This window comes from Pseudomonas fluorescens, from assembly GCF_902497895.1.
Taxonomy (GTDB): Bacteria; Pseudomonadota; Gammaproteobacteria; order Pseudomonadales; family Pseudomonadaceae; genus Aquipseudomonas; species Aquipseudomonas fluorescens_BP.
In genome coordinates this window covers 225,710-238,214 of record NZ_CABVHQ010000001.1, presented here as the reverse complement: position 1 = coordinate 238,214, position 12,505 = coordinate 225,710, and the positions used below count along the sequence as shown (strand labels likewise).

Genomic DNA, 12,505 nt, shown 5'->3' with positions numbered 1-12,505 from the left:
GGCTGCTCCTAGTACGAGAGGACCGGAGTGGACGAACCTCTGGTGTTCCGGTTGTCACGCCAGTGGCATTGCCGGGTAGCTATGTTCGGAATAGATAACCGCTGAAAGCATCTAAGCGGGAAACTAGCCTCAAGATGAGATCTCACTGGGACCTTGAGTCCCCTGAAGGGCCGTCGAAGACTACGACGTTGATAGGTTGGGTGTGTAAGCGCTGTGAGGCGTTGAGCTAACCAATACTAATTGCCCGTGAGGCTTGACCATATAACACCCAAGCAATTTGTTGACTCGAAAGAGCACCAGATTGCGGTGTGTGAAGACGATACAAACCGAAAGTTTGCACGAACACACAAATCTATCGCATACCCATTCGCTGGAGCGTGATCTCGCAAGAGACGACGACCCGGCTCCCGAATTTCTTGACGACCATAGAGCATTGGAACCACCTGATCCCATCCCGAACTCAGCAGTGAAACGATGCATCGCCGATGGTAGTGTGGGGTTTCCCCATGTGAGAGTAGGTCATCGTCAAGATTGAATTCCGAAACCCCTATCTGCGTATGCAGGTAGGGGTTTTGTTTTTGCGCGCGATTTACAGGAGCTGCCGCCAGGCTGCGATAAGGCCGCAACGGCCTTCAAGATTCGCCAGGATCGTTGTTTCTCGTGTTGCCTGATCAACCGTTACCCCTCCCAGTACTAAAGGAGGTGCCAATGGAAGCGAAAGGACCATTCCAGTCTGGCGTGGTTGCTTTAGGCTCAATCCCACGATTTAACGATACCGGCTGCGATGGCCCATTCACCTCTGCATCTTAAAACACTGTTCGCCTGAACACTTGATGCAGCACCGTCTCCCCGCTGAACTTCGTCAATGATGACCATCAGACGAGCCTCACAGCCTGCGATATGAGTAGAAAACCTCACCTGATTTCCAGGTTTGCAGAATAAAAGAGGATTTATCATGAGCAGCACCTTCTTCATTCCATCCGTGAACATGATGGGTATTGGCAGCCTTGACGAAGCCATGCTCGCCATCCGCAAATATGGTTTCCGTAAAGCCTTGATCGTCACCGATGCAGGCCTGGCTAAAGCCGGTGTAGCCGACAAGGTAGCGAAACTTCTGGCTCAGCAGGACATCAACTCCACCCTGTTTGACGGCGCCAAACCGAATCCGACGGTCAGCAATGTCGAGAAGGGCCTTGAGCTGCTTGGCCGTAGCGACTGTGATTTCATTATTTCCCTGGGCGGCGGTTCGCCCCATGACTGCGCCAAGGGCATTGCCCTGTGCGCCGCCAACGGCGGGCACATCAGCGATTACGAAGGCGTGGATCAATCCGCCAAGCCACAAATGCCGTTGATCGCGATCAATACCACCGCCGGCACGGCGAGTGAAATGACCCGGTTCTGCATCATTACCGACGAAGTCCGGCACGTGAAAATGGCCATCGTCGACCGCAACGTCACCCCGTTGTTGTCGGTCAACGATCCTTCGCTGATGGCCGCCATGCCCAAAGGCCTGACCGCCGCCACCGGCATGGACGCACTGACCCACGCTATCGAAGCCTACGTGTCGACTGCGGCAACGCCGATCACCGATGCCTGTGCACTCAAGGCTGTGGAGTTGATCTCGGCCAACCTGCGCACCGCCGTTGCCACCGGTGACGACATGACCGCCCGGGAGAATATGGCCTACGCGCAATTTCTTGCCGGCATGGCCTTCAACAACGCTTCGCTGGGCTATGTCCACGCCATGGCGCACCAGCTGGGTGGGTTCTACGACCTGCCCCACGGTGTCTGTAATGCGATCCTGCTGCCCCATGTCGCCAGCTTCAACGCCAGCGTATGCCCGGCCCGGTTTAAAGACATCGCCAACGCAATGGGTGTCGACACCCAGCATCTGGATGCGGAAAAAGGCGCCGCCGCGGCCATCGCCGCCATCCGCAAACTGTCTGCGGATGTCGGTATTCCGAGCGGCCTCGCCGAACTGGGCGCCAAGGCCGACGATGTGCCGATCCTGGCAACCAATGCCATGAAGGATGCCTGCGGCTTTACCAATCCGCGTCCGGCCAATCAGGGTGAGATCGAGCAGATTTTCCATACTGCGATGTAACCCTTATTCAGGACGAGACACAGCCAAATCAAAAGCCCCGCCTTCGTTGAAGTGCGGGGCTTTTTTTCGATGTGTGACGCGCAAGGGCCTGGCGTTCGCTCAATAATGGCGTGGGCAAGCCACGCTGCAAAATAAACCGGCGAATACCTGCCCACACCTATAAGGGAACACCATCCGTGGCCGATAGCCTGACATGCAGTTGTCTCCCTGCGCTGCATTTGTCTTTTGGTTCATCTTCCTACTTGCCTGGAATCTTCGATGTTCGCGTACCACCAAAAAAGCTTTTTGATCGTCGATGATTTCTCTGATTTCCGCAGTTCAGTCCGGTCGATGTTGCGTGAGTTGGGGGTCAAGGATGTCGATACGTCCGACACCGGCGAGCAGGCTCTGCGCATGTGTGCGCAGAAGCGCTACGACTTCATCCTGCAGGATTACCATCTGGGCGACGGCAAGAAGAATGGTCAGCAGGTGCTTGAAGACCTGATGGTCGAGAAGCTGATCAGTCATGAAAGTGTGTTCATCATGGTGACTGCCGAGACCAGCCAGGCCATGGTGCTCAGTGCCCTTGAGCATGAGCCGGATGCCTACCTGACCAAACCGTTCAATCGTTCAGGCCTGGCCCAGCGGTTGGAGAAGCTGGTGCAGCGCAAGACTCTGCTCAAGCCAATCCTGCAAGCCCTCGACCGCGGCAAGCCCACCGAGGTGCTGGCGGCCTGCACCGCGCTCTGCCAGCAGGAGCCACGGTTCGCCCCGTTGTGCCTGCGCTTCCGGGCCGACGCTCTGCGCGACCTGAATCAGGATGAGGCACTGGAGCGCTTTCTCAACGCGATTCTGGCAGACCGTCCGCTGCCCTGGGCCTATGCGGGGTTGGGGCGGTTGCTGATCAAGCGTGGTCAGGTTAGCCAGGCGCAGACTCTGTACGAAACGGCGCTCAAGGTGTTCCCGATGATGCCGGCGCTCTACGACGGCATGGCGGATGTGCTGGTCGCCCAAGGAGACTGCAAACGCGCACAAAGTGTGCTGGAGGAGGCCGTCAGCTTGTCGCCACTGGCTGTGCGCCGCCAATCGCTGCTCGGCAAGCTGGCGTTGGCCAACGAAGATTTTGAATGTGCCTCGAAAGCCTATCGCCAGGCGGTAGCCCAGGGACAGCAGTCACGTTTCAAGGACCCGGAGTGCAATCTCGGACTGGCTCATGCGTTGATCAGTAAAGGCAGTGAAAAAGGGCTGGACACCCGGACCCGGCTGGAGATCAATACGACTCTGAGCGCAGTTGCCAAGGAGCACGTCAACGATCCAGGGCTGCAGGTGCGGACACGACTGATGAAAGCCACCAGCCTACTGATCAACGATGCCGAAACCGCGGAGAAACTGACTGAGCAGGCGCTGGCCCGGCTTGAAGGCATGGAGAACTTCATGAGTGCCGAGGCGGCGCTGATAGTCGCCAGACAACTCCAGCAACTGGGGCATCCGCAGGCTGGTGAGTCGGTATTGAAGAACTGTGCGGAAATCTACGGTGACGACCCGCTGGTGATGCAGGGGATTGCCAGGCTGACCGACGACCCATTGATCCTCAATGCCGGCACCACCGCAGCCGATCTGAACCGTCAAGGCGTGCGCAGCTACAAGGCGGGTACGCTGACCGAAGCGAGGGCGCTGTTCCGTGGCGCGCTGTTGTTGCAGCCGAAGAACATCAGCATTGCCTTGAACATGGCGCAATCGCTGTTGCACGGTGCCGACGCCAGTCTGGATACAACCCTGCTCGAGGAATGCCGGGTCTGCCTGAAAATGGTCGGCATGATGCCCGAGAGCGATGCGCGTTATCCGCGTTACCAGAAGTTGCGAAGCAAGGCGTTTGGCGAATGAACGACACTGAACAGGGGCTGGATTTTTCCACGGTGATGGCCTCCACCGTGCACGACATGAAGAACTCTCTGGCCATGCTCATGCTGACCCACGCTCAGTGGCTCGCACGTTTGCCCGACTCCCAGCGGCAAACTGCCGAGCAGGGGGTGATCGAGTACGAATTCGCGCACCTCAATGGCCTGCTGGTGCAGTTGCTGGGGTTGTACAAACTGGGGGTCAACCAACTACCTTTGCAGCCGGACTACCATGAGCTGGATGACTTCATCGAAGCGCAGCTGGCTTGTCACCAGGACGTATTCAGCAGCAGAGGGATTGTCGCGAGCTATGAAGTCGATGACTTCAGCCCCCTCGGTTTCTTCGATCGAGAGCTGATCGGCTCGGTGCTGGCCAATATCATCAACAACCTCATCCGCTATGCCCGCCATGCCCTGTTGATCAGCGTCCGCGAGCAGGACGGGCAGTTGGTATTGACCGTCAACGACGATGGGGACGGTTACCCGGCGCAGATGATCGAACGGCAGGCGGATTACGTGCAGGGCATCAACCACAGCAGTGGCAGCACCGGCCTGGGCCTGTACTTCGCCGCCCGCATTGCCCGGCTGCATCAACGCAACGGCGTGCGCGGGCGTATCGAGATCGGCAATGGCGGCCCCTTGGGCGGCGCATTGTTCAGCCTTTATCTTCCGTGAGCGCCGCCGACGTCCAACGACCACCCCTGCGTAACCTCCACTGGAATCCTGAATTATCGTTTCAGCCTGCATTTCATGGCTGACTGACACCTTTATCGCTGCTTTTTGCCTGTGAGTGCTTGATATCCCGAACGGGTGGTGCGTATTTTGTACAGGTCGCCGTTCGCGGCTTGTACAAAAACAACAAGGATTGAGTCATGACTACCGATGGCCACAGTTCACTCGCGCAGCGATTGACGGGCATTGATGAGATTGAATGTGTCACTCCGGATCTTAATGGTGTGCCACGGGGCAAGGTGATGACCGCCGAGGGTTTCCTTGAAGGGCGGCGACTGCAGATGGCGCGGGGAGTGCTGCTGCAATGCATCATGGGCGGTTATCCGCCGGCGCGTTTTTACGGCAGCGATGACGGCGACCTGGCGCTCAATGCCGATCCGAAACATATCTATCGCCTGCCCTGGAGCAAGCAGCCGCGGGCGTTGGCGATTTGCGATGCGGATGAGTTGACCGGGGAAAGCTCGCGTCTCTCGACTCGCGGTCAGCTCAAGGCGGTTATTGCCCGTTACGCGGCGCGAGGGCTGGCGCCAGTGGTGGCGACCGAGCTGGAATTCTTCGTGTTTGCGCCGAACACCGACCCGACTCAACCTTTCCAGCCGCCGCTGGGACTGGACGGGCGCCGCGAGCAAGGTCATTCGGCCTTCAGCGTCAGTTCCAACAACGGCTTGCGGCCGTTCTTCAGTGAAGTTTATGAGTGCATGGCGGCGCTGGGCTTGCCGCGCGATACCTTCATGCACGAGATGGGCGTCAGCCAGTTCGAGATCAATCTGCTGCACGGCGATCCGTTGCTGCTGGCTGACCAGACATTCCTGTTCAAGCACCTGCTCAAGGAAGTCGCCCTCAAGCATGGTTTGACCGTGGTCTGCATGGCCAAGCCGCTGGCACATACGCCGGGCAGCTCGATGCACATTCACCAGAGCATTGTCGAGCTGGGAACCGGGCGCAATGTGTTCAGTGACGACGCCGGGCAGCCGACCGCGACCTTCCGTCATTTCATCGGTGGCCAGCAGGCGGGCATGGCGGATTTCACTGCGCTTTTTGCGCCGCACGTCAACTCCTATCAGCGCTTGTGCCATCCTTACGCTTCGCCGAACAATGCCTGCTGGTCCCACGACAATCGGGCCGCAGGATTGCGGATTCCGGCCAGTTCGCCAGTGGCGCGCCGGGTCGAAAACCGTTTGCCGGGCGCCGATGCCAACCCTTATCTGGCAATTGCCGCGAGCCTCGCTGCCGGGCTCCACGGCATAGAAAACCAGTTGGAACCGACGCCGGCGATCCAGGGTGAATTCGCGGTGCCGGAAAGTTTGTCGCTACCTTGTACCTTGCACGCGGCTCTCGAGCGTCTGAAACGTAGCCAATTGGCAAAGGAACTGTTTGGCAAGGAGTTCATCGAAGGCTACATCGCTTCGAAGACTCTGGAACTGACGAGTTTCTTCGACGAAATAACTCCCTGGGAGCGGCGTGTTTTAGCAGCCCAGGCATAACCGACCCGTCGCCGTCGGGTTATCTTTGTGGATAGCTCGATACTCACCTCAAGGAGCCGCTCGGAACGCCGATGCGCCAAATCTGGAAATCCTTTCGCGCGCTTTATTTCGCCTCGCTGATGATGCTTATCGGCTCGGGCTTGCTCAGTACGTATCTGGCCTTGCGCCTGGCTGCCGACCATGTCGACGGCCTGTGGGTCGGTGCGTTGATGGCTGCCAACTATTTCGGCCTGGTGCTGGGCGGGAAAATCGGTCACCGGTTGATTGCCCGGGTCGGGCACATCCGGGCTTATGCGACCTGCGCCGGGATTGTCGGTGCGGCGGTGCTGGGCCATGGGCTGGTGGATTGGTTACCGGCCTGGTTGTTCCTGCGGGTGATCGTCGGCCTGGGCATGATGTGTCAGTACATGGTCATCGAGAGCTGGCTAAATGAGCAGGCCGAAGCCAAACAGCGCGGCCTGGTATTCAGCGGCTACATGATTGCGTCTTACCTGGGGCTGGTTCTGGGGCAGCTGATCCTGGTCATGCACCCGGCACTGGGACTGGAATTGCTGATGCTGGTCGCCCTGTGTTTTGCCTTGTGTCTGGTGCCCGTGGCCATGACCCGGCGCATTCACCCGGCGCCATTGCATCCGGCACCGATGGAGCCGCGATTTTTTATCAAGCGAGTCCCGCAATCCTTGAGCACCGTGCTCGGGTCGGGATTGATCGTCGGTTCGTTCTACGGTCTGGCGCCGCTGTATGCCTCCCAGCAGGGGCTTTCCACCGAGCAGGTCGGTCTGTTCATGGGTACCTGCATCTTTGCCGGACTGGTGGTGCAGTGGCCGTTGGGGTGGTTGTCGGATCGCTATGATCGAGCCCTGCTGATCCGTTGTTTTGCAGTTTTTCTGGCGCTGGCCGCCTTGCCTCTGGCGATCATGCCCAAGGTGTCGCTTGAGGTGCTGTTTCTCGCCGGTTTCCTCTGTTCATTGGTGCAGTTCTGCTTATATCCATTGGCGGTGGCGTTTTCCAATGACCATGTCGAAGGCGATCGGCGGGTGTCGCTGACGGCGATGCTGCTGGTGACTTACGGTGTCGGCGCCAGCATCGGGCCGCTGGCGGCCGGGGTGCTGATGAAGCTGTTCGGCAGTCATATGTTGTATGCCTTCTTCAGCTTTTTCGCCTTGGTGCTGGTGTGGCGTATTCGGCCTAAGGCCGTGACCAACCTGCATCAGGTCGAGGATGCTCCGCTGCATCACGTGGCCATGCCGGACAGTATGTCGAGCTCGCCTTTGGTGGCAGCGCTTGACCCGCGGGTCGATGAGCAGGTGGTGCAGGATCAAATGCAGAACCAGCCAAGCCCAGAGCCTGAGCCTGAGCCGGAACCTGAAGCGGAGCCTGATCCTGATCCGGACGCTCCACCTGAGGAGCTCGGGGAGGATCACCCCCACGGTCTGAGTGCCGCAAGGCCCTAGTGGTCGGTGTGGCGAGTGCAGGCCACTGGAACGAAAAACGGGCAGTCACCGCAAGGGACTGCCCGTTTTTATATTGCGCCATCGGCTTCACATATCGTCTTTGTCGAAGCGGCGTGCTTCACGTTGCAGCTGATAGACGAACCGCTCGACCTGCCGTTGCACCAGGCCGCTCATGTTGTGGAAGCGTACTCCGGCGAAGGTGATATCGATGCGCTCTTCGTAATGCAGGTAACGCAATTCCACCGGCGCAGTCATGTTGCCGAAGGGCAGGGCGGCGATGAAACGGTCGTAGACTTCGCCAAGCTGCAGACGGCCAGAGATATCGCCTTCAAAGCGCAACTTGCAGCCGGTCGCCGAAATGTCCAGCAGCTTGCCATTGATCGGGGCCTTGAGTTTTGCACCGCCGAGCTCGACGTTGACCAGTTGCGCCAGTTTCAGCGCCGCGCGAAATGCATTGCGCCGTTGGTGATAGACCACTTCGACCGGCATCGTGCCGCGATAGCAACGACTGCCATTGGATTCGTCGATGGTCAGTGTGCCGTTGCTGTCCCAGGCGATTCGCACGCCGTCATGGAAGCCCTCGACGCGAAACGCTTCGCCATTGAGCAGGTAGCGCTCACCGTCGCGAGGAATCATTTCGTCCAGGGCGATCATGTTGCTGTCTCGATCGATTTCGACCAGATAGCTCTGAAAGCGCTGAGTGCGCTCGTGGAAAGTGATGATCAGTGGGTCATGGCTCTCATGCAGCAGCCGCAGGTTGGCGGCGATTTCCAAAGGGGTGGTGAGCACCTTCGGTGGCTGCGGAGCATCTTCCGCGTTTAAGGCATTGAACACGGTTCATCCATCTCCAGACAAAATACCACTACACGCAATGAGCTGGCATTTTGCCAGCAAGTTTCGCGCCTTGATAGGGCGCGCTCATTAGGATTTCACGCTTGACTGAGCGGGCGCGGCTTCGCCAGCAGGGAGGTTGATCCACGGGCATCATAAAGGGCAGGCGGTTCACCACCGGTGAGGATCCGCAACTGATTGGCCGTGGTGGCTTGCTGAACCTGGATCGAGCGACCGTTGAGTTCGTTGGCTGCCTGGCATTGGGCCAGAAGCTGGTTGAGCGCATCGCTCTGCGCCATCAGCTGATCGCCAATGGCCGATTGCCCGGCGAGTTGTTCCAGGCCGCTGCGATTGGCAGGCAGGTTCAGGCTGACAAGGATCTGGCTGCGTTTGCGGCCATGCTGTTCAAGCAAAATGATCAGTGCCTGCTTCTGCGCGAGAATACCTTCGAGCAGTGGCATATCGCGACCGTGCAAAGCCAGAGATTCGGCTTGCAGCAGCTCCAGCAACTGCCCCGTTGGAGCAAAATCATCAATGATCAGTTGCAGTAAATTAGTATCGTGCATGGCTGGCCTTGGGTTTTAAGCGTCCAAAAGCCTGGCGCAGGCCGGTGGCTAGCGCTGGGCTTCGAAGTTGAGCAGTTTGCTGGCTACACGGTTGCTGTCGACTTTATAGCTGCCATCGGCAATCGCTTGCTTCAATTCGGCCACTCGGGCCTTGTCGACAGCAGGTTGATCGCGCAGCTTGTCAGTGACCTTCTGCAACTGTTGAGCCTCATTGCTGAGGTGTACCGATTCCCCGCTTTTACTGGTACCGGCCTGTTCGCCCGGGGTATTCACCGGCGCGGATTTGCCGGCGTCGCCGGTTTCCCTGATGCCGCTGGTACGCGTACTGCCTGTGAGTGTGGGGGAGTTATTCAACCGGCTGAAATCGATGACCATAATGGAAAACCTCTGGGTATTTGGACGCTTGCCATGTTTTCGGCCATACCCGGAAAAACTTTAGGCCCAATTATCGGTGAGCGCGCGCGCAGCGACTCTTGCCCTGCTTGAGGCACAGTTTAGGGAAGGCCGGGGCGTTGCGCCAGTTCCCTACATGGCGACCTCGACCTGACCCGGGGCGATTACGCGCGCCCTGATTACCCGTTGAGAGTTCAGATTCTTGACCCGGATCTGTTCGCTCAAGCCACCGTTGGACAACGCTTCGCCGGGCATCCGCACGCTGAGGGTCCCGCTGCGGGCGGAGATCACCACTTGATCGCCTTTGCGAACGACCTCCGCTTGCTCCATGTGGATAAGCGTGATGACCTGGTCGCTGACCATTGGTCGGAGAAGTTTCTGGCCGATGGCCTGATCGACAGAGGTCAGATAGCCCTGATTGATCTGGCTGATGTCGCGCTCGCGCAAGATAACGTCTTGCGAGCCGATGATTCCCGTGCGTTTCAGCGGGCGGGTGGTGGTGACAATTTCTCGAAACAGACGCACCTGAGCCGGGACGAACACCGTCCAGGGCGAGGCGCCATCGCAACGCACGCGCACGGTGACGCGGCCCAAGGGCAGCGCCGGACTCTCCAGGGTCGCTGTCAATTCCTTGTCGCACATCGGCATGCGCAGGCGCGGGTCGAGTTGGCTGACCTGGATTTCGTAACGTCCTTCGGTTTGGCTGGTTGCCAGATAATCTTCCACGGTGAATTCAAGAAAGCCTTGAGTGACGCCGATAAGTAGATCAGGCAAGGTAACCGTATCCGCAACGGCAGGGCTGCCAAGGTTGAAAAAACACAACGCAGACAGCGCGCAAAGCAATTTGCGGTAGTGTGATGTCAGGCGTCGGAAAAATGTCGTATGTGTGTTCATAAGAGTTAAAAAGCAAGCGCCGTGCCGTTTAGTGATGAATGTGCGTCGCAACACACTTAGCGTTGGTGTAGGAGTCTGGGCATGGCTGGTGTAATGGATTCGGTAAACCAGCGCACGCAACTGGTGGGGCAGAATCGCCTTGAACTGTTGTTGTTCCGTCTTGACGGCCAGCAGCTGTATGGGATCAACGTGTTCAAGGTTCGCGAGGTGCTGCAATGCCCCAAGCTGACCCTGATGCCCAAGTCCAGTCCTGTCGTGTGCGGTGTGGCGAGTATTCGCGGGGCAACCATTCCGATCCTTGATCTGGCGATGGCAACCGGTTCAGGTCGATTGCTCGATCAGAGCAATCCGTTCGTGATCATCACGGAGTACAACACCAAGACCCAGGGGTTTCTGGTCAGGTCGGTGGAGCGCATTGTCAACATGAACTGGGAGGAGATTCATCCACCACCCAAGGGCACGGGGCGCGATCATTACTTGACGGCGGTGACCCGGGTTGACAATCAGTTGGTCGAAATCATCGATGTCGAGAAGGTCCTGGCTGAAGTGGCGCCGACCTCGGAAGCCATTTCGGTGGGTGTGGTCGACGTTGAAACGCAGCACAAGGCGGTTTCCCTGCGGGTGCTGACGGTCGACGACTCGTCGGTGGCGCGCAAGCAGGTCTCGCGTTGTCTGCAAACGGTTGGCGTTGAAGTCGTGGCGTTGAACGACGGCCGGCAGGCGCTGAACTATCTGCGCAAGCTGGTCGATGAGGGCAAGAAGCCGGAAGAAGAATTCTTGATGATGATTTCCGACATCGAGATGCCTGAAATGGACGGCTACACTCTGACGGCCGAGATTCGCAACGACCCACGCATGCAAAAGCTCCATATCATCCTGCACACTTCGTTGTCCGGTGTGTTCAATCAGGCGATGGTGAAGAAGGTCGGTGCTGATGACTTCCTGGCCAAATTCCGTCCTGATGACCTGGCATCCCGGGTAGTTGACCGGATCAAAGCAGCAGACATCAGCTAGGGGCATCTGCCCCTGTGTTCAACACGATTTAAGAGGCGGTACCTTTGTCTACGGGTAATTTGGATTTCGAACAATTTCGGGTCTTCCTGGAAAAAGCCTGTGGCATCTTGCTCGGTGAAAACAAGCAATATCTGGTGTCGAGCCGTCTCAATAAACTGCTGGACCAGCAAGGTATCAAATCCTTGGGTGAGTTGGTTCAACGTATTCAGACCCAGCCGCGCAGTGGCTTGCGCGAGAAGGTGGTGGATGCCATGACCACCAACGAAACCCTCTGGTTTCGCGATACCTACCCGTTCGAAGTGCTGAAGCACAAGGTGCTGCCGGAGGCGATCAAGGCCAGTCCGGGGCAGCGCCTGCGCATCTGGTCGGCGGCCTGCTCGTCGGGGCAGGAACCCTATTCGTTGTCCATGTCGATCGATGAGTTCGAGCGAACCAGCCTGGGCCAGTTGAAAATGGGCGTGCAGATCGTCGCCACGGATTTGTCCGGCACTATGCTCAACAACTGCAAGACCGGCGAGTACGACAGCCTGGCCATTGGCCGTGGTCTATCTGCGGAGCGTCTGCAACGTTACTTCGATCCCAAAGGTCCGGGGCGTTGGGCAATCAAGGCGCCGATCAAGAGCCGGGTGGAGTTCCGTTCGTTCAACCTGCTGGACAGCTACGCCAGCCTGGGCAAGTTCGACATCGTGTTCTGCCGCAATGTACTGATCTACTTCTCCGCCGAAGTGAAGAAGGACATCCTGCTGCGGATTCACAGCACACTGAAGCCGGGCGGTTATCTGTTCCTTGGCGCTTCCGAGGCGCTCAATGGCTTGCCGGATCATTACCAGATGGTTCAGTGCAGCCCGGGGATCATTTACCAGGCGAAGTGATTTGTCCGGCTACACCAAAAACGGGAGTCCTGAGGGACTCCCGTTTTTTTGCCGGCAGAAAAGCAAAGATCGCAGCCTGCGGCAGCTCCTACGCCGACCGCATATCCCTGTAGGAGCTGCCGAAGGCTGCGATCTTTTCGGCGGCCATCACACCTCTCCAAGCGGCAGAAAAGCGGCAGACAGCGGAAATCAGTTGCCGCTTTTCTGGCATTGCCACTTTGCCGATGCCCGCAAAGCCCCGGTTTACGGGCTTTTTTGATTTGGCACGAGGCTTGCTATGTCCC

The 12,505-nt window shown here is 58.1% G+C and carries 12 protein-coding genes and 2 rRNA genes; 10 read left to right on the top strand and 4 right to left on the bottom strand.

From position 1 onward, the window contains the following. The 7 genes from F8N21_RS01090 to F8N21_RS01060 all read left to right on the top strand — a co-directional run. Positions 1 to 261, top strand: a 23S ribosomal RNA gene (locus F8N21_RS01090); the annotation flags it as partial. A gap of 154 nt (positions 262 to 415) precedes the next feature. After that, positions 416 to 531 (top strand): 5S ribosomal RNA (gene rrf, locus F8N21_RS01085). 424 nt (positions 532 to 955) lie between these two features. Then, positions 956 to 2,104, top strand: coding sequence for an L-threonine dehydrogenase (yiaY, locus tag F8N21_RS01080; protein ID WP_150640340.1), 1,149 nt, complete (start codon positions 956 to 958; stop codon positions 2,102 to 2,104). Positions 2,105 to 2,362: 258 nt separating this feature from the next. Beyond that, positions 2,363 to 3,967: a tetratricopeptide repeat-containing response regulator gene (locus F8N21_RS01075; protein ID WP_150640339.1), complete on the top strand. Its 1,605-nt coding sequence runs from the start codon at positions 2,363 to 2,365 to the stop codon at positions 3,965 to 3,967. Then, complete coding sequence (locus F8N21_RS01070) at positions 3,964 to 4,656, top strand: sensor histidine kinase (protein WP_150640338.1); 693 nt, start codon at positions 3,964 to 3,966, stop codon at positions 4,654 to 4,656. Before F8N21_RS01075 ends, F8N21_RS01070 begins: the two co-directional genes overlap by 4 nt. A gap of 299 nt (positions 4,657 to 4,955) precedes the next feature. Then, positions 4,956 to 6,197: a glutamine synthetase family protein gene (locus tag F8N21_RS01065; RefSeq protein ID WP_191624156.1), complete on the top strand. Its 1,242-nt coding sequence runs from the start codon at positions 4,956 to 4,958 to the stop codon at positions 6,195 to 6,197. 71 nt (positions 6,198 to 6,268) lie between these two features. Further along, complete coding sequence (locus F8N21_RS01060; protein ID WP_150640336.1) at positions 6,269 to 7,651, top strand: MFS transporter; 1,383 nt, start codon at positions 6,269 to 6,271, stop codon at positions 7,649 to 7,651. An 87-nt stretch (positions 7,652 to 7,738) separates the two neighbouring features. On the opposite strand, the gene F8N21_RS01055 is transcribed toward F8N21_RS01060, so the two are convergent. From F8N21_RS01055 to flgA, 4 genes are all read right to left on the bottom strand, one after another. Next, positions 7,739 to 8,485 carry a flagellar brake protein gene (locus F8N21_RS01055; protein WP_150640335.1) on the bottom strand — a complete coding sequence of 249 codons (747 nt, stop codon included), beginning with the start codon at positions 8,483 to 8,485 and terminating at the stop codon, positions 7,739 to 7,741. Positions 8,486 to 8,580: 95 nt separating this feature from the next. Next, entirely contained in the window at positions 8,581 to 9,048 is a 468-nt protein-coding gene (locus F8N21_RS01050; RefSeq protein ID WP_150640334.1) for a flagella synthesis protein FlgN, read from the bottom strand. Positions 9,049 to 9,096: 48 nt separating this feature from the next. Continuing rightward, positions 9,097 to 9,423: a flagellar biosynthesis anti-sigma factor FlgM gene (gene flgM, locus F8N21_RS01045; RefSeq protein ID WP_150640333.1), complete on the bottom strand. Its 327-nt coding sequence runs from the start codon at positions 9,421 to 9,423 to the stop codon at positions 9,097 to 9,099. A gap of 150 nt (positions 9,424 to 9,573) precedes the next feature. After that, positions 9,574 to 10,335, bottom strand: coding sequence for a flagellar basal body P-ring formation chaperone FlgA (gene flgA, locus F8N21_RS01040; RefSeq protein WP_150640332.1), 762 nt, complete (start codon positions 10,333 to 10,335; stop codon positions 9,574 to 9,576). Positions 10,336 to 10,416: 81 nt separating this feature from the next. Here flgA and F8N21_RS01035 point away from each other — a divergent pair, with 81 nt between their 5' ends. The 3 genes from F8N21_RS01035 to F8N21_RS01025 are packed head-to-tail and all read left to right on the top strand — an operon-like array spanning position 10,417 to position 12,480. Beyond that, positions 10,417 to 11,349: a chemotaxis protein CheV gene (locus F8N21_RS01035; protein WP_150640331.1), complete on the top strand. Its 933-nt coding sequence runs from the start codon at positions 10,417 to 10,419 to the stop codon at positions 11,347 to 11,349. A 44-nt stretch (positions 11,350 to 11,393) separates the two neighbouring features. Then, on the top strand, positions 11,394 to 12,221 hold the full coding sequence (cheR, locus tag F8N21_RS01030) for a protein-glutamate O-methyltransferase CheR (RefSeq protein ID WP_150640330.1): 828 nt from the start codon (positions 11,394 to 11,396) through the stop codon (positions 12,219 to 12,221). Position 12,222: 1 nt separating this feature from the next. Then, complete coding sequence (locus F8N21_RS01025) at positions 12,223 to 12,480, top strand: hypothetical protein (protein ID WP_150640329.1); 258 nt, start codon at positions 12,223 to 12,225, stop codon at positions 12,478 to 12,480. The last annotated feature ends 25 nt before the right edge of the window (positions 12,481 to 12,505 follow it).